Origin of the sequence: Pengzhenrongella phosphoraccumulans (assembly GCF_045689905.1) — a bacterium.
Classification (GTDB): domain Bacteria; phylum Actinomycetota; class Actinomycetes; order Actinomycetales; family Cellulomonadaceae; genus Pengzhenrongella; species Pengzhenrongella phosphoraccumulans.
This window is the reverse complement of the sequence record NZ_CP144210.1, coordinates 689330-715315: the sequence shown is the minus strand read 5'-3', so window position 1 is coordinate 715315 and position 25986 is coordinate 689330. Positions and strand designations below refer to the sequence as shown.

Annotated in this window: 24 protein-coding genes, 2 tRNA genes and 1 riboswitch; of the genes, 14 read left to right on the top strand and 12 right to left on the bottom strand. The window is 71.5% G+C overall.

Annotated elements, in window-relative coordinates:
- The first annotated feature begins 130 nt into the window (after positions 1-130).
- Complete coding sequence (dusB, locus tag VTA80_RS03480) at positions 131-1291, top strand: tRNA dihydrouridine synthase DusB (protein ID WP_407344026.1); 1161 nt, start codon at positions 131-133, stop codon at positions 1289-1291.
- Here the strand turns inward: dusB and VTA80_RS03475 are convergent.
- Entirely contained in the window at positions 1280-3061 is a 1782-nt protein-coding gene (locus tag VTA80_RS03475) for a glycoside hydrolase family 13 protein (protein WP_407344025.1), read from the bottom strand. The two genes, dusB and VTA80_RS03475, sit on opposite strands and share 12 nt — an antisense overlap.
- Positions 3062-3090: 29 nt before the next feature.
- Positions 3091-4107: a LacI family DNA-binding transcriptional regulator gene (locus tag VTA80_RS03470; RefSeq protein ID WP_407344024.1), complete on the bottom strand. Its 1017-nt coding sequence runs from the start codon at positions 4105-4107 to the stop codon at positions 3091-3093.
- Positions 4108-4307: 200 nt separating this feature from the next.
- On the opposite strand from VTA80_RS03470, the gene VTA80_RS03465 reads away from it, so the two are divergent.
- The 6 genes from VTA80_RS03465 to dnaG all read left to right on the top strand — a co-directional run bounded on the left by VTA80_RS03465 (position 4308) and on the right by dnaG (position 13577).
- On the top strand, positions 4308-5534 hold the full coding sequence (locus VTA80_RS03465; RefSeq protein ID WP_407344023.1) for an extracellular solute-binding protein: 1227 nt from the start codon (positions 4308-4310) through the stop codon (positions 5532-5534).
- A 178-nt stretch (positions 5535-5712) separates the two neighbouring features.
- Entirely contained in the window at positions 5713-7365 is a 1653-nt protein-coding gene (locus VTA80_RS03460; protein ID WP_407344022.1) for an ABC transporter permease subunit, read from the top strand.
- A gap of 1 nt (position 7366) precedes the next feature.
- The gene (locus VTA80_RS03455) at positions 7367-8275 is read left to right on the top strand and encodes a sugar ABC transporter permease (protein ID WP_407344021.1); all 909 of its coding nucleotides are present in this window, start codon (positions 7367-7369) and stop codon (positions 8273-8275) included.
- A 2-nt stretch (positions 8276-8277) separates the two neighbouring features.
- On the top strand, positions 8278-10155 hold the full coding sequence (locus tag VTA80_RS03450) for a glycoside hydrolase family 13 protein (protein WP_407344020.1): 1878 nt from the start codon (positions 8278-8280) through the stop codon (positions 10153-10155).
- A 110-nt stretch (positions 10156-10265) separates the two neighbouring features.
- Positions 10266-11531, top strand: coding sequence for a deoxyguanosinetriphosphate triphosphohydrolase (locus tag VTA80_RS03445; RefSeq protein WP_407345665.1), 1266 nt, complete (start codon positions 10266-10268; stop codon positions 11529-11531).
- A 66-nt stretch (positions 11532-11597) separates the two neighbouring features.
- Positions 11598-13577, top strand: a complete 1980-nt coding sequence (gene dnaG / locus VTA80_RS03440) for a DNA primase (RefSeq protein WP_407344019.1) — start codon at positions 11598-11600, stop codon at positions 13575-13577.
- Between the two features lie 12 nt (positions 13578-13589).
- Here the strand turns inward: dnaG and VTA80_RS03435 are convergent, their stop codons facing one another.
- The 5 genes from VTA80_RS03435 to VTA80_RS03415 all read right to left on the bottom strand — a co-directional run bounded on the left by VTA80_RS03435 (position 13590) and on the right by VTA80_RS03415 (position 16352).
- On the bottom strand, positions 13590-14126 hold the full coding sequence (locus VTA80_RS03435; RefSeq protein ID WP_407344018.1) for a YcxB family protein: 537 nt from the start codon (positions 14124-14126) through the stop codon (positions 13590-13592).
- A gap of 83 nt (positions 14127-14209) precedes the next feature.
- The gene (locus tag VTA80_RS03430; RefSeq protein WP_407344017.1) at positions 14210-14608 is read right to left on the bottom strand and encodes a PPOX class F420-dependent oxidoreductase; all 399 of its coding nucleotides are present in this window, start codon (positions 14606-14608) and stop codon (positions 14210-14212) included.
- Positions 14609-14788: 180 nt separating this feature from the next.
- Positions 14789-14864: transfer RNA gene (locus tag VTA80_RS03425), tRNA-Asn, on the bottom strand.
- A gap of 24 nt (positions 14865-14888) precedes the next feature.
- Entirely contained in the window at positions 14889-15413 is a 525-nt protein-coding gene (locus VTA80_RS03420) for a hypothetical protein (RefSeq protein WP_407344016.1), read from the bottom strand.
- Positions 15414-15467: 54 nt separating this feature from the next.
- The gene (locus tag VTA80_RS03415) at positions 15468-16352 is read right to left on the bottom strand and encodes a carbohydrate kinase family protein (protein ID WP_407344015.1); all 885 of its coding nucleotides are present in this window, start codon (positions 16350-16352) and stop codon (positions 15468-15470) included.
- A gap of 34 nt (positions 16353-16386) precedes the next feature.
- On the opposite strand from VTA80_RS03415, the gene VTA80_RS03410 reads away from it, so the two are divergent.
- The 7 genes from VTA80_RS03410 (at position 16387) to VTA80_RS03380 (ending at position 20994) form a co-directional block, all read left to right on the top strand.
- Positions 16387-16460, top strand: a tRNA-Ile gene (locus tag VTA80_RS03410).
- Between the two features lie 169 nt (positions 16461-16629).
- Positions 16630-17994 (top strand): glutamate decarboxylase, encoded by a 1365-nt coding sequence (locus tag VTA80_RS03405; protein WP_407344014.1) that lies wholly within the window; start codon positions 16630-16632, stop codon positions 17992-17994.
- 38 nt (positions 17995-18032) lie between these two features.
- Positions 18033-18629: a hypothetical protein gene (locus VTA80_RS03400; protein ID WP_407344013.1), complete on the top strand. Its 597-nt coding sequence runs from the start codon at positions 18033-18035 to the stop codon at positions 18627-18629.
- Positions 18630-18766: 137 nt separating this feature from the next.
- Positions 18767-18973, top strand: coding sequence for a three-helix bundle dimerization domain-containing protein (locus tag VTA80_RS03395; RefSeq protein WP_407344012.1), 207 nt, complete (start codon positions 18767-18769; stop codon positions 18971-18973).
- 428 nt (positions 18974-19401) lie between these two features.
- Positions 19402-19475: riboswitch (cyclic di-GMP riboswitch) on the top strand.
- A 16-nt stretch (positions 19476-19491) separates the two neighbouring features.
- Positions 19492-19731, top strand: a complete 240-nt coding sequence (locus VTA80_RS03390) for a BldC family transcriptional regulator (protein ID WP_407344011.1) — start codon at positions 19492-19494, stop codon at positions 19729-19731.
- Positions 19732-19891: 160 nt separating this feature from the next.
- Positions 19892-20380, top strand: a complete 489-nt coding sequence (def, locus tag VTA80_RS03385) for a peptide deformylase (RefSeq protein WP_407344010.1) — start codon at positions 19892-19894, stop codon at positions 20378-20380.
- A 113-nt stretch (positions 20381-20493) separates the two neighbouring features.
- Entirely contained in the window at positions 20494-20994 is a 501-nt protein-coding gene (locus tag VTA80_RS03380) for a DUF3145 domain-containing protein (RefSeq protein ID WP_407344009.1), read from the top strand.
- 12 nt (positions 20995-21006) lie between these two features.
- Here VTA80_RS03380 and VTA80_RS03375 read toward each other — a convergent pair whose 3' ends face one another.
- From VTA80_RS03375 to VTA80_RS03355, 5 genes are all read right to left on the bottom strand, one after another.
- On the bottom strand, positions 21007-22251 hold the full coding sequence (locus tag VTA80_RS03375) for a beta-ketoacyl-[acyl-carrier-protein] synthase family protein (RefSeq protein ID WP_407344008.1): 1245 nt from the start codon (positions 22249-22251) through the stop codon (positions 21007-21009).
- A gap of 93 nt (positions 22252-22344) precedes the next feature.
- Positions 22345-22593, bottom strand: a complete 249-nt coding sequence (locus tag VTA80_RS03370; RefSeq protein WP_130101090.1) for an acyl carrier protein — start codon at positions 22591-22593, stop codon at positions 22345-22347.
- 55 nt (positions 22594-22648) lie between these two features.
- Positions 22649-23653, bottom strand: coding sequence for a beta-ketoacyl-ACP synthase III (locus VTA80_RS03365; protein WP_407344007.1), 1005 nt, complete (start codon positions 23651-23653; stop codon positions 22649-22651).
- The gene (locus VTA80_RS03360; RefSeq protein ID WP_407344006.1) at positions 23650-24627 is read right to left on the bottom strand and encodes an ACP S-malonyltransferase; all 978 of its coding nucleotides are present in this window, start codon (positions 24625-24627) and stop codon (positions 23650-23652) included. Before VTA80_RS03360 ends, VTA80_RS03365 begins: the two co-directional genes overlap by 4 nt.
- Positions 24628-24705: 78 nt before the next feature.
- The gene (locus VTA80_RS03355) at positions 24706-25872 is read right to left on the bottom strand and encodes a PucR family transcriptional regulator (RefSeq protein WP_407344005.1); all 1167 of its coding nucleotides are present in this window, start codon (positions 25870-25872) and stop codon (positions 24706-24708) included.
- Between the last annotated feature and the right edge of the window lie 114 nt (positions 25873-25986).

Sequence of the window (25986 nt, the reverse complement as noted above, 5' to 3'; positions counted from 1 at the left end):
GCCGAACTCGGAGGTTTGCGTCGAACTCGGACACCACGGTGTCCGAGTTCACGCCAAACCTCCGAGTTCGGCGGCTGGGGTTGGCGGGTGGGGTTGGCGGCTGCGGTCGGGGGTGGGGGAGGATGGGGGCGTGACTCTTGCGCCTTCCCTCTTGCCGCCCCTGCGGATCGGCGCGCTCACCGTCGATACGCCCGTGGTGCTCGCGCCCATGGCCGGCGTGACCAATGCCGCGTTCCGGCGGCTGTGCCGCGAGAGCGGCGCCGGGCTCTACGTCGCGGAGATGGTGACCTCCCGGGCGCTCGTCGAGCGCGGCGAGGAGTCGCTGCGCATCATCGCGCACGAGCCCGACGAGCGGCCGCGGTCCGTGCAGATCTACGGCGTCGACCCCGCGACGGTCGGCGCAGCGGTGCGGATGATCGCCTCGGAGGACCGCGCCGATCACATCGACCTCAACTTCGGCTGCCCGGTCCCCAAGGTCACCCGCAAGGGCGGCGGCGCCGTGCTGCCGTGGAAGCGGGACCTGTTCGCCTCGATCGTGCGCGCCGCGGTGGACGCGGCGGCCCCGTACGGGGTCCCGGTCACGCTCAAGATGCGCAAGGGCATCGATGAAGACCACCTGACGTACCTCGAGGCGGGGCTCGTCGCGCAGGACGTCGGCGTCGCGGCGGTCGCGCTCCACGCGCGGACCGCGGCGGACTACTACTCCGGCAGCGCCGACTGGGAGGCGATCGCGCGCCTCAAGGAGGCGGTCACCGACATCCCCGTGCTCGGCAACGGCGACATCTGGTCGGCCGAGGACGCGGTCGCCATGGTCACCCAGACCGGGTGCGACGGCGTCGTCGTCGGCCGGGGGTGCCAGGGGCGCCCGTGGCTGTTCGCCGACCTGGCGGCCGCATTCGCCGGCTCGGACGTGCGGGTGCGCCCCAACGTGCGCGAGGTGGCCGTCGTCGTGCGCCGGCACGCCGAGCTGATGGTCGAGACGTTCGGCGAGGAGGGCAAGGCGCTGCGCGAGATGCGCAAGCACATGGCCTGGTACTTCAAGGGCTACATCGTCGGCGGCGACCTGCGGCGCTCGCTCGGGCTCGTCTCGACGCTGATGGAGCTCGACGACCTGCTCGCTTCCCTCGACCTCGACCAGCCCTACCCGGGCGAGCCGGCCGAGGGGCCGCGCGGCCGCGCCGGGTCACCGAAGAAGGTGTCGCTGCCCGAGGGCTGGCTCGCCTCGCGCGACCTCTCCGACGACTTCCGGCGCGCGCTGGAGCAGGCGGAGCTCAGCGTCTCAGGGGGCTAGCCGGACCCAGACCGTCGTGTCGCTCGGCACGAGCGTGACCGCCTCCTGGCCGACGACGACGCCCGCCGTCGCCTTCGCGGTCGCGAGCGGCCCGCTCGAGACGAGCACGGTCGCGCCCGCCGGCAGCGGCACCGGGGTGCTGCCGAGGTTGGCGAGCACGAGCACCCCGGAGTTGACCAGCGCGAGGACCGACGCGTCGACGCCCTGCGGGAGCTCGGCCCACGCGAGCGAGCCCGCGCCGAGGTCGAGGTCACGCCGCAGGGCCAGGGCCGCGCGGTACATCTCGTAGGTCGACCCGGCCGCGCCCTGCTGCGCGTCGAGGGCGTACGCGGACCACGACGCCGGCTGCGGCAGCCAGGTCGCCCCCGTCGCGGAGAAGCCGAAGCCGGGCTCGGCCGTGGCCCACGGCAGCGGCACGCGGCACCCGTCGCGGCCGCGCTCGGAGTGCCCCGACCGCCACCACGCGGGGTCCTGGCGCAGGTCGTCGTCGAGCGCGGTGTGCTCCGGCAGCCCGAGCTCCTCGCCCTGGTAGAGGTAGGCCGATCCGGGCAGCGCCAGCATGATCAGCGTCGCGGCGCGGGCCCGGTGCAGTCCGAGCGCCTCGTCGGGCTGCTCGTCGTCGTGCCCGATGCCGTTCGGGCGCGCGTTGGGCTCGGCCAGCCCGAGCCGCGACGTGTGCCGCACCGTGTCGTGGTTCGACAGCACCCAGGTGGTGGGGGCGCCGACGGCGTCGCTCGCCTCCAGCGAGGCGGTCACCACGGTGCGCAGCGCCGGAGCGTTCCAGCCCGTGGTGAGGAACGAGAAGTTGAACGCCTGGTGCATCTCGTCGGCGCGGACGTAGCGGGCGAGCCGCGCGAGCGGCTCGACCCAGGCCTCGGCGACGAGCGCGCGATCGCCGTCGTACTCCGCGAGCACGCGGTGCCAGGCGCGGTAGATCTCGTGCACGCCCTCCTGGTCGAACATCGGGCCGGGGTCGCGGGCACCGGTGGAGCCGTCCGCGGCATCGTCGGCATCGACGGCACCATCGGCACCGTCGATCATGCTGGTGTCCCCGTCCCAGTCGGGCAGCCCCGCCTCCTTGACCAGACCGTGCGCGACGTCGATCCGGAACCCGTCCACGCCCTTGTCGAGCCAGAACCGCAGCACGTCCTCGAACTCGGCCCGCACCTCGGGGTTGTCCCAGTCGAGGTCCGGCTGCTTGGTGTCGAACAGGTGCAGGTACCACTCGCCGTCGGGGACCCGGGTCCAGGCCCGGCCGCCGAAGATCGACTTCCAGTTGTTCGGCGGCTCGGCGCCGTCGACGCCCGTACCCGGCCGGAAGAGGTACCGCGCGCGCTCCGGGCTGCCCGACGACGACGCCAGGGCGGCGGTGAACCAGTCGTGCTCGTCCGAGGTGTGGTTCGGCACGAGGTCCACGATGACGCGCAGCCCGAGGCCGTGCGCCCGGGCGAGCAGGGCGTCGAAGTCGGCGAGCGTGCCGAAGATCGGGTCGACCGCGCGGTAGTCGGCGACGTCGTAGCCGGCGTCGGCCTGGGGGGAGCGGTAGAACGGCGACAGCCAGATCGCGTCGACACCGAGGGCCACGAGGTGGTCGAGCCGCGCGGTGATCCCGGGCAGGTCGCCGATCCCGTCGCCCGAACCGTCGGCGAACGACCGCGGGTAGACCTGGTAGATGACGGCGTGCCGCCACCACTGCCCGCCGGGCGCCTGCGCGGCGTGGACGAGCGCGGTCGAGGGCGCAGCGGAGCGGACGGTCGTCTGGGGGGTCACGAAAGAGCCAATCGGAGAAAGGGAAAGAATCAGGCTACGACGGGTGCAGCCCCGGTCGAACCCCGCACGATGAGCTCGGGGTGGAACAGCAGCTCGGTCCGCAGCCCGCGCGTGCCGCTGATCTCGGCCACGAGCGTGGCGACCGCCGCCTCACCCATCGCGAGCGCCGGCTGGCGCACCGTGGTGAGCGGCGGATCGGTGAACGCCATCAGCGGGGAGTCGTCGTAGCCGACGACGGAGATGTCCTCCGGGACGCGCAGCCCGCGGGCCCGCGCCGCCCGGATCGCTCCGAGCGCCATGAGGTCCGAGCCGCACACGATCGCGGTGTGGCCGGAGGCGATGAGCTCGCCGGCCGCGGCCTGCCCACCCTCGACGGTGAACAGCGTCGAGACGATGTGGCTCGCGGCGTCGGTGACCCCGAGGTGGCGGCGCAGGTTCTCCGCGAAGCTGACGACCTTGCGTTGGGCCGGCACGAACCGGTCCGGTCCGATCGCCAGCCCGATGGTGCGGTGCCCGAGGGCGACGAGGTGGCGCACGGAGAGATCCATCGCCGCTCCGTCGTCCGAGGAGATCGCAGGGGCGTCGACGCCCTCCGCGTAGCCGTTGATCAGCACGATCGGCAGGCCGCGGCTGCGCAGGCGGTGGTACCGCTCGCGGCTCGCGGAGGTGTCGGCGTGCAGGCCGGAGACGAACACGATCCCGTCGACGTCGTGCTCGAGGAGCATCTCCACGTACTCGTCCTCCGTGGTGCCGCCGGGGGACTGGGTGCACAGCAGCGGCGTGTAGCCGCGCACGGACAGCATCGACTCGATGTACTGCGCGAACGTGGGGAAGACCGGGTTCGTGAGCTCGGGGACGATCAGCCCGACCAGCCCGGCGGCGCGCGCCCGCAGCTTCTCGGGTCGCTCGTAGCCCAGCATGTCGAGGGCGGCGAGCACGGCCTGGCGGGTCTGCGACGAGACGCCCTGCTTGCCGTTCAGGACCCGCGACACCGTGGCGGTGCTGACATTCGCCTGCTCGGCAACATCGGTCAGTCGGGTTCGCACGTGCGGAAGCGTAGAGGACACCGGGCCTTCTCGTCTGGCTGTTGGCCGCCAGGGTCCCCGGCGACTGATGAAAACGTTACCTGAAATTTACCGCAACGGCTTGCAACAAGCCAGCAACGAGATTACCGTCAAGTCCATCAGGGTCAACGGAGCGCTCGCTCACCGTCGGCCAACACACCCCATCGCTTGGAGAACTCACGATGCGACGAAGCATCAGTCTCGTGGCCGTGCTCGCAACCGCGCTGTCGCTTGCGGCCTGCTCGAGCTCGACCGACGCCCCGGCTGCCGACGCGAAGACCACTGCCGCCGCCGCTGGTGGCAGCCTGACGATCTGGGTCGACGAGACCCGGAAGCCGGCCGTCGAGGCCGCCGCCGCCGCCTTCGAGAAGGAGACCGGCAGCACCGTCACGCTGGTCCAGAAGAACTTCGACGACATCCGCGCGGACTTCCTCGCGCAGGTCCCGACCGGCGAGGGCCCCGACATCACCGTCGGTGCGCACGACTGGCTCGGTGAGATGACCAAGAACGGCGTCGTCGCCCCGATCGAGCTCGGCGACAAGGTCAAGGACTTCGAGCCCGTCTCGATCTCGGCCTTCACGCAGGACGGTCAGGTCTACGGCCTGCCGTACGCCGTCGAGAACATCGCGCTCATCCGCAACACGGCGCTCGCCGCCACGGCCCCCGCCACCTGGGACGACGCCATCACCGCCGGCAAGGCAGCCGGCAAGACGTACCCGATCCTCGTGCAGATGGGCGCCGAGGGCGACCCGTACACGATGTACCCGCTGCAGACCTCGTTCGGCGCCCCCGTGTTCACGCAGAACGCGGACGGCTCGTACGCCGCTGAGCTCGCCCTCGGTGGCGAGCCGGGCACCGCATTCGCGTCCTGGCTCGCAGCTCAGGGTGCGGCCAAGGTCCTCGACCCCGCCATCACGTACGACATCGCCGTCGCGGCCTTCGCTGCCGGTGAGTCGCCGTACATCGTCGGTGGCCCGTGGATGATCGACAGCTTCCCCGGCCTTGACCTCGCGATCGACCCGATCCCGAGCGCGGGCGGCCAGCCTGCACAGCCGTTCGTCGGTGTTGCCGGCTTCTACGTGAACGCGAAGAGCAAGAACGTCCTGCTCGCCAACGACTTCCTCGTCAACTTCATGTCGACCGAGGACGCCCAGGGCGCGCTGTACAAGGCTGGCAACCGCCCGCCGGCGCTCATCGCCGCTGCTGACACCGCGTCGGCCGACCCGATCACCGCCGGCTTCCGCGCCGTCGGTGCCGACGCCGTCCCGATGCCGTCCATCCCCGAGATGGGTTCGGTCTGGTCCTTCTGGGGCGTCACCGAGGCCGGGATCGTCAGTGGGGCCCAGGAGCCGGTTGCTTCCTGGACCAAGATGGTCTCGGACATCCAGGGCGCGCTCGACGCCTCCTGATCTCGTTCGCACCGCAACGCTAGTGATTCCCCGTGGCGCGTAGCCGGTCCCACCACCGGCTGCGCGCCACGCGCGTTGGCGAGGCCTCGACGGGTCGCCGCACTGCACGCTTCACAGCACCACCCACGACGACGACGTCGGGCGAGTCCCGGCGTCAGCCCCCCGCACGGAGGTACGGATGAGTTCCCCCCAGCTGCCGCAGCTGCACGATCCTGCGGTCGTTCTGCCGCCCGACGGCCCCGAGTCCAGCAAGGCCGAGCGCCGGGCTGCGCGCCGGGCCGGCGTGTCCCACGCCAAGAACTTCTCCCGCGGCTTCCTGGTGAAGCTGCTGCTGGTCGCCATGGTCGACGCGCTGGGGGTCTACGTCGTCATGGCCGCCTGGGGGCAGGGGTCGTTCGGGATCCTGTGGTCCATGGTCGCGCTGCTCGTCCTGGCGAACTACGTGTACTTCAGCAAGCGCGCGCTGCCGATGAAGTACATCCTTCCCGGCCTGGCGTTCCTGCTCGTCTACCAGATCTTCGTGATCCTCTTCACGGGCTTCGTCGCCTTCACCAACTACGGCGACGGGCACAACTCGACCAAGGGCGACGCGATCGAGGCCCTGCTCATCCAGAACGAGCGTCGCGTCGAGGGGTCGGACGCCTACCCGCTCACGGTCCTGGCCGACGGCGACCAGCTCGCCTTCGCGATCGTCACCACCGAGGGCGACGTCCGCGTCGGCCGCGCCGAGACACCGCTCGACGCCGTGCCGGACGCCCAGGTCAGTGACGGCGTCGTCACCGCCGTGCCCGGCTACGAGATCCTCGGTCGCCAACAGATCCTGGAGCGGCAGAAGGACGTGACGGACCTGCGCGTGCCGGTCTCCAGCGACCCCGCGGACGGCTCGATCCGCACCCAGGACGCCCGCAGCGGCTACGTGTTCATCTCGACCCTGTCCTACGACGAGACGGCCGACACGATGACCGACTCGGTCACCGGCACGGTCTACTCCCCGAACGAGGACGGTCAGTTCGAGGCGGCCGACGGCTCCAAGCTCAGCGTGGGCTGGCGCGTGCTGGTCGGGTTCGACAACTTCATCAAGGCGTTCGGCGACCCGCGGTACTCGACGCCGTTCCTCAAGATCTTCGTCTGGACCATCGCCTTCGCCGGCCTGTCGGTCATCACCACCTTCCTGCTCGGCCTGTTCTTCGCGATCGTGTTCAACGACGAGCGGGTCAAGGGCCGCAAGATCTACCGCACGCTGATGATCGTCCCGTACGCGATCCCCGGGTTCCTGGCGGCGCTGCTGTGGTCGGGGATGCTCAACACCAAGTTCGGCTTCGTCAACCAGATCCTGCTCGGCGGAGCGGAGATCCCGTGGCTGACCGACCCCTGGTTGGCCAAGCTCGCCGTGCTCGGGGTCAACCTGTGGCTCGGCTTCCCGTACATGTTCCTCATCTGCACCGGGGCGCTGCAGTCCATCCCGACCGACGTGATCGAGGCGGCCAAGATCGACGGCGCCGGCCCGCTGCGGACCTGGAAGTCGGTGACGATGCCGCTGCTGCTCATCGCGACCGCGCCGCTGCTGATCTCGTCGTTCGCGTTCAACTTCAACAACTTCACCTTGATCTACATGCTCACCAAGGGTGGGCCGCGGTTCTCGGACGCCTCGGTGCCGCTCGGCAACACGGACATCCTGATCTCGATGGTGTACTCGATCTCCGGGGTCGACGGCAACGCCGCCAAGGACTACGGCCTGGCGAGCGCGCTGTCGATCGTCATCTTCGTGATCGTCGGCACCATCTCGGCGATCGCGTTCCGGCAGACCCGCAAGCTCGAGGAGATCAACTGACATGGCAACTGCGACCGTGCAGGCTCCTCGCACCCCCGTCGTCCTGGCGAACCAGCACAAGATGAGCCGCAAGCGGTGGTTCCGCGAGATCGGCTGGCGCCACGTCGTCGGCGTCATCGCCGTGGTCTACGCCGTCTTCCCGCTCGTCTACCTCTTCTCGGCCTCGCTCGCCGAGAACGGCACGCTCACCGGGTCGAACTCGCTGTTCGCCAAGGTCAGCAGCGCGAACTTCTCGGCTCTGAACGACACCCTGTTCTGGACGTGGATGGGCAACACCCTGGTGGTCGCGATCGTGACCGCCATCGGCACCGTCCTCATGGGGGCCTCCGCCGCCTACGCCTTCAGCCGCTTCCGGTTCACCGGGCGTCGCGGCGGGTTGACCGCGCTGCTCATCATCCAGATGTTCCCGCAGATGCTCGCCTTCGTGGCGGTCTTCCTCATGCTGCTCGGCCTCGGGAACGTCGTGCCGGTCCTCGGCCTGAACAGCAAGCTCGCCCTGATCTGCGTGTACCTCGGCGGCTCGCTCGGCGTGAACACGTTCCTCATGTACGGGTTCTTCAACACCATCCCGCGCGAGCTGGACGAGGCCGCCAAGCTCGACGGCGCCTCGCACGCCCAGATCTACTGGACGATCATCCTGCGGCTGGTCGCCCCGATCCTGGCGGTGGTGGGGCTGCTGTCCTTCATCTTCAGCTTCGGGGAGTTCATCATCGCGCGGATCGTCCTGCAGTCCGAGGGCAACTGGACCCTCGCGGTCGGGCTGTACGGGTGGGTCTCGCAGCAGCTCGACGCCAACTGGGGCCTGTTCGCCGCCGGCGCGGTCATCGCGGCCATCCCGGTGCTGATCCTGTTCCTCTTCCTGCAGAAGTACATCGTCGGCGGCCTCACGGCGGGCTCGGTCAAGGGCTGACCGTGCCTGACCCGAAGGCCCCGGACCCGCTGAACTCGTACCCGCTGAACTCGGCGGGACCGCACCACCTGCTGGGTGGCGCGCACCACGACGGCTCCGAGCTCTACGTCCCCGCGGGCACGCCCGCCCTCGGGGACGTGGTGCCCGTGCGGTTCCGGGTCCCGGCGTCGGCCACCGAGCGGGGCGTGTGGGTCCGCACGGTGCGCGACGGTGAGCCGCGGATGGTCGAGGCCGTCCTCGACTCCGCGGACGACGACGAGCGCTGGTACGTCGCGCAGGTGCCGGTGCACAACCCGGTCACGCAGTACCGCGCGCTGCTCGACGCTCCCGGCGGGTACACCTGGCTGAACGGCCGCGGCACGCACGCGCGCGACGTGCCCGACGCCGCCGACTTCCGCCTCACCGTCTTCCCGCCGGCCCCGGCCTGGCTCAGCGAGACCGTCGTCTACCAGATCTTCCCCGACCGGTTCGCGCGGTCCGACGCCGTCCGGCCGGTGCCCGACTGGGCCGAGCCGGCCCGCTGGGACGACGACGCCATCGGGTCGGGCCCGAGCACGGCGCGGCAGTTCTTCGGTGGTGACCTGGGCGGCATCGAGGCCCACCTGGACCACCTCGAGCGGCTCGGGATCGGGACGGTCTACCTGACGCCGTTCTTCGCCGCCCGCTCCAACCACCGCTACGACGCGAGCTCGTTCGACCATGTCGACCCGTTGCTCGGCGGCGACGCGGCGCTCGCGTCGTTGCGCCGCGCGCTGACCGGCCGCGGCATGCACCTGGTCGGCGACCTCACCACGAACCACACCGGTGCCGCGCACGAGTGGTTCACCCGCGCGCAGGCCGACGCCGCCAGCGAGGAGGCCGGGCTGTACTACTGGTCCGACGTCGCCCCGGGGTACGTCAGCTGGCTCGGGCACGCCTCGCTGCCGAAGCTGGACTACCGCGCCCCGGCCCTGGCCCGGCGCATGATCGACGGCCCCGAGTCCGTCATCGGGGCCTGGCTCAAGCCGCCCTACTCGCTGGACGGTTGGCGGATCGACGTCGCGAACATGACCGGTCGGCACGCCGTGGACGACCTCACCCACGGCGTCGCGCGCACCATCCGGGCGACCATGACGGACCTCAACCCGGACGCCGTCCTGATCAGCGAGCACTTCCACGACGCGGGGCTGGACCTGTCGGGGGATGGCTGGCACGCGAACATGAACTACTCGGCGTTCACGCGGCCGCTGTGGACGTGGCTCGTCGAGGAGGCGACCACCCTCGGGTTCCTCGGGCTGCCGATCACGATCCCGCGCCGCAGCGGCGTACAGGTCGTTCAGACCATGCGCGAGTTCGACTCCGCGATCCCGTGGGCCGTCACCGCCCACCAGTGGAACCTGCTCGGGTCGCACGACACCCCGCGCGTGCGGACCATCACGGGCGACCGGGCCCTGGTCGAGGTGGCCGCCGGGTTGCTGTTCACCTACCCGGGCACACCGACGATCTTCGCCGGCGACGAGATCGGCCTCACGGGCGCCAACGGGGAGTCCGGCCGGCAGCCGATGCCCTGGGACCGGCCGGACCGCTGGGACGAGCGCACGTTCGCGATGTACCGGTCGTTGATCGCCCTGCGCCGGGGCTCGCGCGCGCTGCGCGAGGGCGGCCTGCGCTGGGCCGTGGTGGCCGACGACGCGCTCGCCTACCTGCGCGAGACGGCCGACGAGCGCGTGCTCGTCCTCGTCGCGCGCGCGGGCTGGACCGGCGCCGACCTGCCGCGCCACCTGCTCGCGCCCGGCGCCAGCCCGCAGAACCTGTACGGCGGGGCCGATCTCGGGGTCACCCCGGGTGCGCTGCGCCTGCCCGGCGACGGCCCGGGCGTGCAGGTGTGGCGTCTGGCCTGAGTGTCCGAGTCGTTAGGGTGACGAACGTGCCTCCCGAGAGTTCCCCGCGCAGCCAGCCCCCCGTCCCGCCGTCCAGCGCGCGCGAGGCGGAGTCCAGCACGCGCGCCTCGGTGCCGGTCGAGCTCGGCTACTCGCGCGCCGACCGTGCGCGGTGGGTGCTCGAGGAGCCCAAGTCCCGGTCCCGCACGGCGTTCGAGCGCGACCGCGCACGCATCGTGCACTCGTCGGCCCTGCGCCGGCTGGGGGCCAAGACCCAGGTGCTCGGTCCGGCGAGCGACGACTTCGTGCGCACCCGGCTGACCCACACCCTCGAGGTCGCGCAGGTCGGCCGCGAGCTGGGCAAGTCGCTCGGGTGCGACCCGGACGTGGTCGACACCGCCTGCCTCGCGCACGACCTCGGGCACCCGCCGTTCGGCCACAACGGCGAGCGGGCCCTGGCGGAGGCGTCCTTCGCCGTCGGCGGGTTCGAGGGCAACGCCCAGACGCTGCGGCTGCTCACGCGGCTCGAGCCGAAGGTCGTCGACCCGGCCGGCCGCGCCGTCGGCCTCAACCTCACGCGCGCGAGCCTGGACGCGTCGGTCAAGTACCCCTGGCGGGCGGGCCACGGCCCACGCCGCCCGGACGGGACCACCACGGCGAAGTTCGGGGTCTACGAGGACGACGGCGAGGTGTTCGCCTGGTTGCGCGAGGGCGCGCCCGCCGGCCGCCTCTGCCTCGAGGCGCAGGTGATGGACCTCGCCGACGACATCTCCTACTCGGTGCACGACGTCGAGGACGCCGTCGTCGGTGGGCGGCTCGACCTCGCGGTGCTCGAGCGCGCGGAGGAGCGCCTCCGGATCGTCGCCGCGGTGCACGCCTGGTACGGGCACGCCGTGGACAGCGACGGCTTGCAGGAAGCGATGGACCGGCTCGTGGCGACCAAGCTGTGGGGGCCGGCGTTCGACGGCTCGCGCGGCGCGCTGGCCGGGCTCAAGGACGCGACGAGCCAGCTGATAGGCCGGTTCGCGGGGTCGGCCGAGGAGGCCACCCGGGAGCGGTACGGCCACGGCCCGTTGACCCGGTACGCGGCGTCGCTCGTGGTGCCGCACGGCACGCTCGCGGAGATCCTCGTGCTCAAGGGCCTCGCGGTGGCGTACGTCATGGCCCCCCGCGAGCTCGAGCCGCTCTACCAGCGCCAGCGCGAGATGCTGCTCGACCTGGTCCGCGTGATCAGCGACCGGGCCCCGATCTCGCTCGAGCCGCCGTTCGCGGCGGACTGGGTCGCCGCGGCCGACGACGGCGCTCGGCTGCGGGTCGTCGTCGACCAGGTGGCCTCGCTGACGGACGTGAGCGCCGCGGGGTGGCACGCCCGGCTGGTCGCGCCGCCGCACCGGTGACCGCCTGCCACCGGCTGGCCCGTCGGTGGGCCGGGGGTGTCGTCGTCGCCGCCTAGACTCGCGGTCGTGGCTGGACTGATCCTTCGGGAAGACGTGGAGACGGTTCGCGAGCGCGCCCACATCGAGGACGTCGTCGGCGCGCACGTGACGCTCAAGTCCGGCGGCGTCGGCTCGATGAAGGGCCTGTGCCCGTTCCACGACGAGCGGTCCCCGTCGTTCCACGTCCGGCCGCAGGTCGGCCGCTGGCACTGCTTCGGGTGCGGCGAGGGTGGCGACGTCATCTCGTTCGTGCAGAAGATCGACGGGCTCACCTTCGCCGAGGCCGTGGAGTACCTCGCCGGCCGGGTCGGCGTCCAGCTCCGGTACGAGGAGGGCGGCGGGTCGCGCTCCGGCATCGAGACCGGCAGCCGACGGCGGTTGCTCGAGGCGCACAGCGTCGCGGCGCAGTTCTACACCGAGCAGCTCGCCACGCCCGCGGCGGCGGCGGGCCGGGCGTTCCTCGCCGAGCGGGGGTTCGACCGGTCGCACGCCGAGCAGTTCGGCATCGGCTTCGCGCCGCAGGGCTGGGACTCGCTGCTGCGCCACCTGCGCGGCCGGGGGTTCACCGAGCCCGAGCTCGTCGCGACCGGCCTGATGAGCCAGGGCAACCGCGGGATCTACGACCGGTTCCGGGGTCGGCTGGTGTGGCCCATCCGCGAGGTGACCGGGGACACGATCGGCTTCGGCGCGCGCAAGCTGTTCGAGGAGGACCAGGGCCCCAAGTACCTCAACACCCCCGAGACCGCGCTCTACAAGAAGTCCCAGGTGCTCTACGGCCTGGACCTGGCCAAGCGGGAGATCGCCAAGAGCCACCAGGTCGTGGTCGTCGAGGGCTACACCGACGTCATGGCGGCGCACCTGTCGGGGGTGCCGACCGCGGTCGCGACGTGCGGCACGGCCTTCGGCTCCGACCACGCCCGGATCGTGCGCCGGCTGATCGGCGACGCCTCCGGCGTGGGCGGGATCCAGCTGTCGTCGGGCACCAGCGTGGGCGGGGAGATCATCTTCACGTTCGACGGCGACGCCGCCGGCCAGAAGGCCGCGATGCGCGCGTTCGGGGAGGACCAGAGCTTCTCGGCGCAGACCTTCGTGGCCGTCGAGCCGAGCGGCATGGACCCGTGCGAGCTGCGCCAGGCCCGCGGGCCGGACGCCGTGCGCGCGCTCGTCGCCGGCCGCACCCCCCTGTACGAGTTCGTCATCCGCACCACGCTCGCCACGTTCAACCTCAACACCGTCGAGGGCCGCGTGGGCGCGCTGCGCACCGCCGCCCCCGTGGTCGCCGGGATCCGGGACGCCGGGCTGCGCCCGGAGTACGCCCGCATGCTGGCGGGCTGGATCGGGATGGACTCCGAGACCGTCCTGCGTGCCGTGCAGGGCGCCAACCGCCAGGCCTCGGGGGCGCCTACCTCGGGCACACGTCGGCACTCGGGCCAGGACGACGACGGCTCGCGCGGCCGGGCGTCGTCGGGCACCCAGGCGCCCGGGGCGGGGGCGAGGGGGCAGGCGTCGTCGTCCCCCGATCGCCGCGACCCGGTCGCGCGGCTCGAGGCACAGACGCTCGAGGTCGCTCTGCAGCTCGCGCACCTCGTGCCGCGCGAGTTCGACGCCCTGAGCGCCGACACGTACGCCGTCCCGGCCTTCCGTGCCGTCCACGAGGCGATCCGGGCCGCCGGTGGCATGGCGGTGGCCCGCGGGCTGGTCGAGGGCCAGGGCGGGGCCGGTGCGTGGGTCGAGAAGGTCAGCGAGGAGGCCGCGGCGCCAGTCCGGTCGCTCGTCACCGAGCTGGCGGTGACCCCGTTGCCGGAGGACCGCCCCGACTCGCTCGAGACGTACGTGCGCGGCGTGATCAGCGCCCTGATCGACCTCGGCCTGACCCGCGAGATCGCCGACGCCCGCGGCCGGCTCCAGCGGATGGACCCCGATCGCGAGCCCGAGGCCTACCAGGCGGCGTTCGAGGCGCTCATCGCCAGCGAGAGCCGACGCCGGGCCCTGCGCGCCGACGGCTGACCGGCCGCCTCCTCAGCGCGCGGCGGAGTTCGCGTGCGGGGTGATCTGCTGCTCGAGCAAGGCCCGCAGCGCGGGGAGCTGCTCGGGCGAGGAGAGCCCCCGCTTGGCGAGCAGCAGGATCACCGCGCCCTGCCGCGGTGCGGTCTGCAGCACGAACAGTCGCTCGGTCTCGAGGACCCCGGTGAACATCGCCCACTGATAGGTCCCGGAGAACAGTTCCCGGTCAAGGGCGATCCCCTCGTCGGCCGCGACGCGCACCGAGGTCGCCCCGCGGAGCCGAGCGCCCCGTCGCCACAGCGCGCGCGCCATCAGCGTCGGCATGGCGCCGAGCAGGAGAAGTGCCCCGACGACGATCACGAGCGCGACCACCGCCAGGGCGTCGCTGCCGGTCGCCCACCCGGCACCCCCGATGAGAGCGCCTGCGAGGAGGATCTGGGCGACCTTCCGCGGGAGCTGGCGCCTCTGGACCTGGGCCCGGAGCGCTTCGACGTAGTCCTCGGCCACGGGTGCCCAGGAGAGATCGATCGTCGGGGACTCGACGCTGGTCATGCGGTGACACCTTCCGAGCTGTCGAGGAGCACGCAGGTCATCAGTGTGCCGTGCGCCCGTCGGATCGGGCATGAAACGCGGGGTCAGGTGACGTCGCGGGCGTTCACGCTGAGGCTGTGTGCCTCCGCGTCGGGCTCGTCGATGCCGAAGCTGATGATCCGCTCGGGGTGGATCCGGATCAGCGGGCGCCGACCATCCTCGGCGTGCACGGCTTCGGCGCGGCCACGGATCTCGACGCAGCGCACGCGCCACGGCTCGACGGAGGCGAGGTCGTCGACGACGAACGCGACGCGGCCGTTGTCGACGACGTTGCGGTACTTGCGGCTTGAGTCCAAGCGGTACCCGCCGATGTCGATGGTGCCCTCGGCGGCGTTGTAGCGGAACCCGACCGGGCTGTTCTGCAGGGTCCCGTCCGGCTTCTGGGTGGCGAGGCGTCCGAGTCGCTGGCTCTGGAGGTAGGTCAGCTCGGCATCGGTGAACATGGGTGCTCCTTCGTGGTCGGGGGTTCGGCCAGCGGGGTCGGGCGCCCGGAGGCGACGGGGATCACGACATCCATGGTCGACCGTGTGCACGCGCACGCCAGTTGTGTGCCGTCCGCGTCCGTGCGCCGGATCGGGCATGAAAAAGGGCCTCTGAGCATTGGTGCTGCTCAGAGGCCCTGGTGGCTCCCTCGATTGGACTCGAACCAATAACCGTCCGATTAACAGTCGGATGCTCTGCCAATTGAGCTACGAGGGATCGCGGAAACAAACTCTAACAGCACTACAGGGGCAGTCCCGCCGCGCCCCGCACGCGAGCCTCTGCAGCGTCCACCACAGCGGCCACGACCGGGTCGGCGAGGTTGATGCGGCCCTCGCCGATCACCTGGGAGAACAGCCGTCCGTCTTCGTCGCGACGGAGCGCGACGCGCACCTGCCGGCCGCCGACGACGCGCACCGTCTCGGCGTGCACGACCGACGACTGCACCCGCTCGCGCAGCGCCCGGGCGAACGCCGGCTGGCGGTTGTTCAGCAGGTGCAGCCCCTGCGAGGTGCCGTCGATCCAGCCGACCGTGATGGTCTCGGTCTCCGGGTCCAGGCTTGCCCGGTCGACGTCGGACCACGGGCGGCGCTGAATCGCGGGCTGCTGACCCTGCGGACCGGTCGCCGCCACGTACAGCGCGAGCCGGGAGGCGACCGCCCACCCGCCAGTGATCTCGGCGGACGCGAGCACGGTGTCGCCGTGGCGCAGCTGCAGGGCGGAGCGGACGTCGGGCGGCAGGGCGGTGCGTCGGGAGAACAGAGGCATCCCCCCACGGTACTGGGCGGGCCCCGCCAGGTACACGAGGACCTGGTGCGCGGGTCAGGCGGGAAGCCCTGCGAGCGCGCGGATCGCGTCGGCCGACATGCCGGGGGAGACCAGGTCAGCCGCCGAGACCGCCATCGCGCCGGCGGCCGCACCCAGGCGCAGGCAGTGCCCCAGGGGGCGGCCCTCGAGATGGCCGAGCAGCATGCCCGCCACGAACGCGTCGCCGGCCCCGTTGGTGTCCGCGACCGCCGGCACGGGCACCGCGGGTACCTCGAGCCAGCCCTCGTCCCGCCCGAGCGCCACCGCCCCGCGGGCGCCGCGGGTGCACACCGCCCACCGGGCGCCGGCGGCGATGCGCGCGGCCAGGAACTCGCGTGGGTCGGGCAGGCGGTCGTCGCTGACCACGACGACGTCGGCCGCCGCGGCGAAGTCCCGATGGAACGCCTCCAGCCCGTCCCAGTCGTGCAGGTCGCACCACACGGGCACACCCGCCGCCCGCGCGAGCCCGAGGAACCCCCGCGCATGCTCGGCCAGGTCGACGACGGCGACCGCCGCCTCGCCGAGCGCGGCGAGGACCGGGTCGGGGACGGCGCCCGGGTCGCCGGGGGTGTCCAGGTAGATCGAGACGCGCGAGCCGTCGTCGGCCATGAGGTTGAGGTGCCGTTCGGTCGCACCCGGCACGTCGGTGGCGGCCAGGGTGAGCCGGGGATGGGTGAGGGCCGTGCGGACCCGAGCGGCGGCGGCGTCGTCCCCGAGCACCGTGCGCAGCGTGACGTCGACGCCGAGCTGAGCCAGGCCGAGGGCCTTGCCGGCGGACGTGCCACCGAGGGTGTCCCGGTGACCTGCGGCGAAGAGGGTGGGGGAGCCCGCCTCGGGCAACGCGGCGACGCGGACGATCAGGTTCCAGGTCGCCGGTCCGGCGACGACGACGAGAGGCATGCCTGGACCGTAGCCCCGGTACGCTGGCCCGCACGGGGCAGTAGCTCAGCCGGTCAGAGCAGCGGACTCATAATCCGTCGGTCGTGGGTTCAAGCCCCACCTGCCCCACTGCGTTCGACGTGCAGTTCTTCCGCCGAACTGCGCGTTCGCTGCGGGTTTCGGCCCTGTCGGAGTCGGCGACAAGCCCCGCTCATCCTCGGTGGATGACGCAGGATCGCGGCGGGTCGCGGACCTTCGAGAGATGCCACTCCATGAGCGTGACGAGATCCGTGGGTTGATGTCTGAGTCGGTCTTCGGCAGCGGCGCGCTGCGCGGCCAGATCCCCAAGTACGCCTTTCCTCCTGGGGGCGCGCCGGCCGATGACGCGTTCCAACTGGTGGCCGACGAGCTGATGCTCGATGGCAACAGCCGGCAGAACCTGGCCACGTTCTGCCAGACGTGGGTCGAGCCGGAGGTCCACCGGCTCATGGAGCTCTCGATCGACAAGAACATGATCGACAAGGACGAGTACCCGCAGACGGCAGAGATCGAACGCCGCTGCGTGCACATGATGGCCGATCTGTGGAACGCACCCCCGGGCGCCAACCCGGTCGGGGCGTCCGCGATCGGGTCGTCCGAGGCCTGCATGCTCGGCGGGATGGCCGCCAAGTGGCGCTGGCGCGCCCGACGCAGGGCAGCCGGCAGGCCCACCGACCGGCCCAACATGGTGTGCGGACCAGTGCAGGTCGTGTGGCACAAGTTCGCGCGCTACTGGGACATCGAGATGCGCGAGGTCCCGATGGCACCTGGCTCCTACGCCATGACCGCCGAGCAGGTGCTCGAGCGGGTCGACGAGAACACGATCTTCGTCGTGCCGACGCTCGGCCTGACGTACACGGGGGTCTACGAGCCGGTCAAGGAGATCGCCGAGGCCCTTGACCGGCTCCAGGCGGAGACCGGCCTCGACGTCGACCTCCATATCGACGCCGCCAGCGGTGGCTTCCTGGCCCCGTTCTGCGCGCCGGACCTCGAGTGGGATTTCCGGCTCCCGCGGGTGAAGTCGATCAGCGCCTCCGGCCACAAGTTCGGTCTGGCGCCACTGGGGGTCGGCTGGGTGGTGTGGCGCGACGCGGCCGAGCTGCCCGAGGACCTGATCTTCCACGTGAACTACCTCGGCGGCGACATGCCGGTGTTCCAGATCAACTTCTCCCGGTCCGCCGGGCCGGTGGTCGCGCAGTACTACGACTTCGTGCGGCTCGGCCGGGAGGGCTACCGGCAGATCCACGACTCCTGCTACGACACCGGACAACTGATCGCCGACGCCATCGGGAAGCTCGGTCCGTTCGAGATCCTGTGCGCCAGCGATCCGGCGACGGGGATCCCCACGGTGACCTGGCGGATCCGGGAGGGTGAGGACCCCGGCTACACGCTGTTCGATCTGGCCGACCGCGTGCGCATGCGTGGCTGGCAGGTGCCCGCGTACACCCTCACGGGCACGGCGTCGAACATCGCGGTCCAGCGCATCCTGATCCGCCAAGGCGTGAGCCGAGACATGGCGATGACTCTCCTGGACGACCTCCGCGACGCCATCCAGCACCTGCACGTGCATCCCGTGACTGTGCCGATGACGAAGGAAGAGTCCAGCGGCTTCAACCACCTGTGACCGGTTCGACGGTGCGGGGGAGTGCCTCGGGGCAGGCCGTGCGGTGGATCGCGGCACAGTTCGCGGTGGGTTCCGCCTGCTTCGCGCTCGGTGCGCTGCCTGGGTACGTGGACCTGGTGGGGCCGCAGGCGGCGGGCGTCACGTTCTTCGTCGGTTCGTTGTTCTTCACCTCGGCGGCGGCACTGCAGGTTCGCGACCTCGGCGCGTCGAGCGACCGAGCGACCCGGGCTGCAGGCCTTGTCCAGCTCGCCGGGACACTGCTGTTCAACGTCAGCACGTTCGCGGCGCTGCGGCAGGGGCTCACCGCCACCGAGGCCGACCGCCTGGTCTGGACGCCCGACGTCTGGGGCTCGCTCGCGTTCCTCGTGGCCAGTGGGCTCGCGTTCGCCGACGTCCCCCGACCGTGGCTGCGCTGGCGGCCGCGTGACCGGGCCTGGGCGCTGGCTGCGGCCAACCTGGTGGGTTCGATCGCGTTCGGCGTCTCGGCGGTCGCCTCCCGGGTGGTTCTGAGCACAGACACGTTGCGAGATGCCGAACGGGCAAACCTTGGCACCTTCATCGGGGCGCTGTGCTTCCTCGTGGGCGCCATGTTGCTGATTCCGCGCTCGCCCAGAATCGGCGAGGTGAACCGCTGACGGCGCGGCCCTCGTGGACCGGCCGCTTCCGGGCACCAAACGTCCCATGCTCGAGCAGCGACCTGCCGGCCGGATCGCCCGCGCGCAGGACGATGGTCCATCTTGTGGACGCACCACATTTCGGGCAGGTTGAGCCGATGGTCAAGATGGATGAGCACCGCGCCCTCGAGCACATCTGCGAGCGCCTCGTGGAGCGGTTCCCGGAAGTGTCTGCCGCCACGGTCCGGCACACGGTGCGCGAGATTCACGCCCGGTTCGACGGGCGGGTGCGCGACTACGTGCCGGTGCTGGTCGAGCGCGAGGCCCGGGCGCGCCTGACGACCCTCGTGGCTTCCCTGAACTGAGCGCCGAAGACAGCCCCCACCGGGGCGTCCGGCACGACAGCTGCGAACTCCGGATCGGCTGCCGATCCAAGAACTCTTCAAGTATGACCTTTGTCACATTTGCTGTGACTGAGGTGGTCGCCGTCCCCGGTTTGGCCCCGAAAAGAGATCGGACACCTCGCCTGCACAGGGCGAGGTGCCCGATCTGGAGCAGTGGACCCGCGCCCACCCGTCCCGCTCGCGCCTGGACGTTGACAAGATTTTAGGGCAAGCGGGGCGATCTTGCCCAGTGAAAGTCAAGATCGAGTCATCTATTTTGCTCAACCTTGCCCGGGCGGGCCGACGGCACGAGACCGATGCCACCGCCGGCGACGAGTGGGTCGAGCGAGGTTTGGACGGTCGGCGAAGGTAGTTGCAGAGATGTCCTTTTCGGTGCATGATGTCCCTTGTCAGCGAAACCGCAAACCCGTCGAAAGGCGGGGACGCAAAGCCACGGGGCCTATGGACCAGCCGAGCTACCGAACGACAGGAGAAATCTCATGAACACCCCCTCCACCCCGCGTGCCTTCGGTGCTGCCGACTCGCACATCCCCGGCGGTGCCCTCCTGACCCCGTCCGAGGTCGCCACGATGTTCCGTGTCGACCCGAAGACGGTCACCCGGTGGGCCAAGGCAGGCAAGATCTCCGCGATCCGCACGCTCGGTGGCCACCGCCGCTTCCACGAGGACGAGGTTCGCCAGCTCCTCAGTGGCGTGCCGGAGCAGCGCAACTCGATCTGACGTCGACGCCGCGTGGGCGCGGTCGATTGCGCCCACGCGAACCCGATCTACCTCGTTCGTTGACGACGCCTCCGGCCTGATGTGCCCTGGCGACGAGGGCGCTGACCCCCGTGGACCACGCCTGCGGTGGCAGCGATCCCCGTCGTGGGAGGATTAGGCCATGGCAATGAGAGAGATCCGCACGGTCGGCGACCCGGTCCTGCGCACCCCGTGCGAACCGATCACGACGATCGACGCCCGGGTGCGCTCCTTGGTGGAGGACCTGCTCGAGACCGTGGACCACGAGGGCCGCGCCGGCCTCGCAGCAAACCAGATCGGCGTGAGCCTGCGGGCGTTCTCCTGGAACATCGAGGACGAGGTGGGCTACGTGCTCAACCCGACCATCGTCGAGCTCTCCGCGGAGGACTACCAAGACGGCGACGAGGGCTGCCTGTCGGTCCCCGGCCTCTGGTACCCGACCAAGCGGGCCTGGTACGCGCGGGTCGTCGGCACCGACCTCGACGGCAAGGAGGTCTCGGTCGAAGGGACCGAGCTCATGGCCCGTTGCCTGCAGCACGAGGTGGATCACCTCGACGGCATGCTCTACCTCGACCGCCTCGAGCGGTCCGTCCGGAAGAAGGCGATGCGCGCCATGCGGGAGCAGCTCTAGCCGTCACGTCGCCACATACGGCATGATGTGCCGTAGTTCACTGGTCAGTACACCTCCCGTCACGGGATGCGGTCGTTGGGGAAGACGAACCTCGACCCGTCAGGAGGCCCGACATGACCGGTGTCATCACCCGTGGTGTGCTTTTTGTGCACTCGGCACCCCGTGCGCTCTGCCCGCATATCGAATGGGCAGCGGGCGGGGTATTAGGCGTGCGCATGACACTGGACTGGACCGAGCAGCCAGCGGCTCCCGGCATGTTCCGGGCAGAGCGCTCGTGGCAGGGTGAGCAGGGCACCGGTGCCCGCCTCACCTCGGGGCTGCGCGGCTGGGCCCACCTGCGCTACGAGGTCACCGAGGAAGCCAGTCACGGGGCCGACGGCGCCCGCTGGAGCCACACGCCCGAGCTCGGCATCTTCCACGCCGCGACCGACGTGCACGGCAACATCGTGGTGCCGGAGGACCGGATCCGCGCGGCGCTGGAGCACAGCCGCGACCCCCTGCGGATGCGGTCCGAGCTCGGTCTCGCCCTAGGGCAGGCGTGGGACGACGAGCTCGAACCGTTCCGGTACGCCGGCGCGGGTGCGCCGGTCCGCTGGCTCCACCGCGTGGGCTGACGCCCGCGAGGCTCAGGCGTTGGTGACGACCAGGGCCACGTTGTGGCCACCGAAGCCGAACGAGTTGTTGATCGCCGCGAGCTGACCCGCCGGGAGCTCGCGCGGCGTGTTGCACACGAGGTCGAGACCGAGGTCGGGCTCAGGCTGGGTCACGTTGATCGTCGGGGGAGCCAGCCGGTCGCGCAGCGCGAGGATCGTGAGGATCGTCTCGACCGCGCCGGCCGCCCCGAGCAGGTGGCCCATCAGCGACTTGGTCGCGGAGAGCACGACGTGGTCGGTGTCGGCCCCGAACAGGGACCGGATGGCGCGCGCCTCGATCATGTCGCCGACCGGGGTCGACGTGGCGTGCGCGTTGACGTGCACGATGTCCGTCGTGGTCAGCCCGGCGTCGGCCAGGGCGTCCCGCATGGCCGAGGTCTGGCCCGCGCCGGTGGGCTCGGGAGCGGCGATGTGGTACGCGTCCGAACTGGTGCCCAGGCCGGCGATCCGGGCGAGCACGGTCGCGCCGCGCGCCGCGGCGTGCGCGGCACTCTCCAGGACGACGATGCCGGCGCCCTCACCGAGGACGAAGCCGTCCCGGGTGATGTCGTAGGGGCGCGAGGCGCCCGCGGGGTCCTCGTTGCGGGTCGAGAGGGCCTTCATCGCGGCGAACGAGGAGATGGGCATCGGGTGCACCGCGGCCTCGGTGCCACCGGCGATGACGACGTCGGCCTTGCCGTCGCGGATCATCTGGGTGCCGTAGGCGATGGCCTCGGCGCCGGAGGCGCAGGCGGAGACGGGCGCGTGCGCGCCGGCGCGGGCGCCGAACTCGATCGAGAGGTTCGCGGCGGGGGAGTTGGGCATGAGCATCGGGACCGTCATGGGCAGGGCGCGCCGGGCGCCCTTCTCCTGGATGGTGTCCCACGCGGACAGGATGGTCCACACGCCGCCGATGCCGGAGCCGACCACGGTGGCGAGGCGATCGCCGTCAACCACGGGCGAGCCGGCGTCGGCCCAGGCCTCGCGGGCGGCGATCATGGCGTACTGCGCCGAGGGGTCCATCTTGCGGGTCTCGGGGCGGGTGAGGATCTCGGCGGCCGGGACGGCCAGGGTGCCGGCGAACGAGACCGACATGCCGTACTTCTCGGCCCAGTCGTTCTCCAGGGTGCGCACGCCGGACTTGCCGGCGAGCGCGCCGGCCCACGTGCTTTCAACGTCCCCACCGAGCGGCGTGGTCGCGCCGAGTCCGGTGACGACGACGTCGATTGCGTTGCTCATGACTGCTCCTGGGGGCCGGGGACGGAATCCGGGTCGGGCGCGCGCCAAATGACGGCGAGCGCCCGACCACGGGACGATCGGGGAGCGGGCGAACTACGCCTGCGCGCCCTGGATGAACTTGATGACATCGCCGACGCTCGAGAGGTTCTTGACCTCGTCGTCGGGAATGCGTACGCCGAACTTCTCCTCGGCGAGCGTGACGATCGTCATCATCGACAGCGAGTCGATGTCGAGGTCGTCGGTGAAGGACTTCTCGGGCAGGACGGAGTCGGTGGGAAGACCGGTCTCCTCGCTGACGATCTCGGCCAGTCCGGCCAGGATCTCCTGCTCGGTGTTCGCCATCGTTATCTCCTTGGGGTAGGTCGTGCGGAAACTCGTGCGGACGGTAGAAAGTCTCTCAGGGTAGGACGACGACCTGCGCCGCGTAGACCAGCCCGGCGCCAAAACCGATCTGCAGCGCGATCGCGCCGCTGCTCACCTGGCCCTCGCGCATCAGCCGGTCGGTCGCGATCCCGATCGAGGCGGCCGAGGTGTTCCCGGAGTCGGCGATGTCGCGGGCGACCACGACCGACTCGGGCAGCTTGAGCTGCTTGACCATCAGATCGATGATCCGCATGTTCGCCTGGTGCGGGATGAACGCATCGAGGTCCTCAGGGCCGACGCCGGCCGCGTCCATCGCCTTCTGCGCGACGGGGGTCATCTGCCAGACCGCCCACTTGAAGACGCTCTGCCCCTCCTGGCGCAGGGTCGGCCAACCGGCGTTGTGGTCCCGCATGTCGAGGAACGAGTGGGTCTGGCGGATCGCGTTCGCCTGCGAGCCGTCCGAGCCCCAGATGGTCGGCCCGATGCCGGGCGTGTCGGACGGGCCGACGACGGCCGCGCCGGCGCCGTCGCCGAGCAGGAACGAGATCGTCCGGTCGGTCGGGTCGACGAAGTCGCTCATCTTCTCCGCGCCGACCACGAGGACGTGGCGGGCCAGGCCGGAGCGCACCAGCGCGTCCGCCTGACCGATGGCGTAGCAGTAGCCCGCGCACGCCGCCGAGATGTCCCAGGCGGCGGCCGGGGTCGCCCCGATCCGGTCCGCGATGATCGCGGCCGCGGACGGCGTCTGGGAGTAGTTCGTGACCGTCGAGATGAGCACGGCGTCGATGTCGGCACCGGTGAGCCCGGCCTGCGCGAGCGCGGTCACGGCGGCCTGCTCGGCGAGGTCCAGCACGCTGGTGGTCGGCAGGGCGCGGCGGCGCGTCACGATGCCGGTCCGCTGGCGGATCCACTCGTCGGACGAGTCGATCGGCCCGGCGAGGTCGTCGTTGGTGACGGTCAGCTCGCCGCGAGCGGAGCCGATGCCCATGATGCGTGTGTGGGCGGGTCCGGTCGCTTGGGTCAGGGTCGCTCGAGTCACGAGGGGTGCTCCTGGCTGTGGGGGGTGGGGGGCGTGGCCGTGAAGTGGTGGCGACGAACGAGGTCGCGGGCGGCATCGAGGTCGGCCGGCGTCTTGACCGCCACCGTCTCCACCCCCGGCAGGGTACGCCTGGCCAGTCCGGTGAGGACTCCGGCGGGTGCGAGCTCGAGCAGGCCCGTCACGCCCAGCTCCTGCAGCGCGACCTGGCACAGGTCCCAGCGCACGGGGTTGGCGACCTGGACCACCAGGCGTGCGAGCACCTCGGGTCCGGAGGTCACGCGGGCGCCGTCGGCGTTGGAGAGCAGGGTGATCCGGGGGTCACCGGGGGCGATGGTGGCCGCGCGAGCCGCGAGCTCGTCGACCGCCGGGGCCATGTGGACCGTGTGGAACGCGCCCGCGACCTGGAGCGGGATGACCCGGGCGCGGGTCGGCGGAGCGGCGGTGAGCGCGGCCAGCGCCTCGAACGTGCCGGCGGCCACGACCTGTCCGCCGCCGTTGACGTTCGCGGCCGTCAGGCCCAGCTCGGCGAGCCGCGCGAGCACCTCGTCGGGGTCCCCGCCGAGGACCGCGCTCATGCTCGTCGGGGTGACGGCGGCCGCACGGGCCATGGCGGCACCGCGGACGGCGACCAGCTCGAGGGCCTCGGTCTCGGTTAGCACGCCGGCGATGGCGGCGGCGCCGAGCTCGCCGACCGAGTGACCGGCGACGGCGTCGATCCGCGGGCCGGCCGCGCCGGTGAGGTCGCCGTCGAACACGGCGTGGAAGGTGAGCAGCGCCGACGCGACGAGCAACGGCTGGGCCACGGCGGTGTCCCGGATGGTCGCGGCGTCCGACGTCGTGCCGTGGGCGGCGAGGTCCTGTCCGACAACGCTCGAGTATCCCGCCAGCCGTTCCGTCAGACCTGGCAGCTCGAGCCAGGGCGCAAGCATGCCAGGGGACTGAGCCCCTTGACCGGGGCAGACGACGACGAGCACCTGTCTACTGTGCCGAACCCACCGCCCCGGACCGGCTCACGACCCGCACCAAGGTTTCGGAGCGGCTTTGTGGGATGTCTACAAATCCCCTTCGAGTCGCCCGAGAGCGAGGGCAATCTGCAGGACGTAGGACTCCCGCGGGTCAAGCGGGTCCCAACCGGTCACCTCGGCCACCTTGCGCAGGCGATAGCGCACCGTGTTCGGGTGCACGTAGAGCTGGCGCGCGGCGGCCTCGAGCGATCGGCCGCCGCCCAGGTACGCCGACAGGGTCTCGAGCAACGCCCCGGTGCTGGCCTGCAGCGGGCGGTACGCCTGCTCCACGAGGGTCCGGCGAGCCGAGATGTCGCCGGTCAGGACGCGTTCGGGCAGCAGGTCGTCGGCCGAGACGGGGCGCGGCGCATGCTCCCACGCGGGCGCCGCGGCCAGGCCGGCGAGGGCGGCCCGGGCGGACCGGGCGGAGTCGGCGAGGCTCTGCACGGTCGGCCCGATGACGACCGGGCCCGGGCCGAACCGCGGCAGCAAGGAGGCGGCGGCGGCCTGAAGGTCGCCGGTCCCGCCGAGGAACACGACGAGCCGGTCGCCCTGGATGCCCACGAGGGCGTCGTCGGACGCGCGGCGGGTGGCCCGGCGCAGGTCCGCGGCGCGGGTCTCGTCCAGCGGGGTGCTCGACGTGCCGACCATGACCAGCGTCGCGCCCCGCCCGCTCCAGCCGAGTGCGGCCACGCGCGAGCGGAGGCTGTCGTCGGCCTCGCCGCGGGTCAGGGCGTCGACGACGAGCGCCTCGAGCCGGGCGTCCCACGCGCCGCGCACCTCCGCCGCCCGGGCGTAGACCTCCGCCGCGGAGAACGCCACCTCGCGCGAGTACCGCAGCACCGCCTCGCGCAGGTCGCGCTCGCCCCCGGGTGCGGCGAGCTGGTCGCTGTGCACCTCGACGACGTCGACGATCACGCGGACCAGCTGCAGCGTGTGCTGCAGGGAGATGGAGCGGGTGAGCTCGGGCGGGGCGCCGGCGAAGATCTCGCTCACCCCGTGCGGTGCGGCGGTCGGCTCGGCGTACCAGGAGACGAAGGAGTCGATGCCGGCCTGGGCGACGAGGCCGACCCACGAGCGGTGCTCGGCGGGCAGCGTCCGGTACCAGGCCAGATCCTCGTCCAGGCGGCGCATCGCAGCGGCGCCCAGGATGCCGGTGCCGTCCCGGAGGCGCTGCAGCGTGTCCGTCCCGGTCGGGGGTGGCTGTGCTCTCATTCGTGGAGCATACGGCGCGCGTTGTAGAAGATCGACAAAGTAGGCGCACCAGATGCCGGGTCGGAATGCTCCGACGGCTGGATGCCACGCGGTAGATCGCCGGTCCACCGGCTA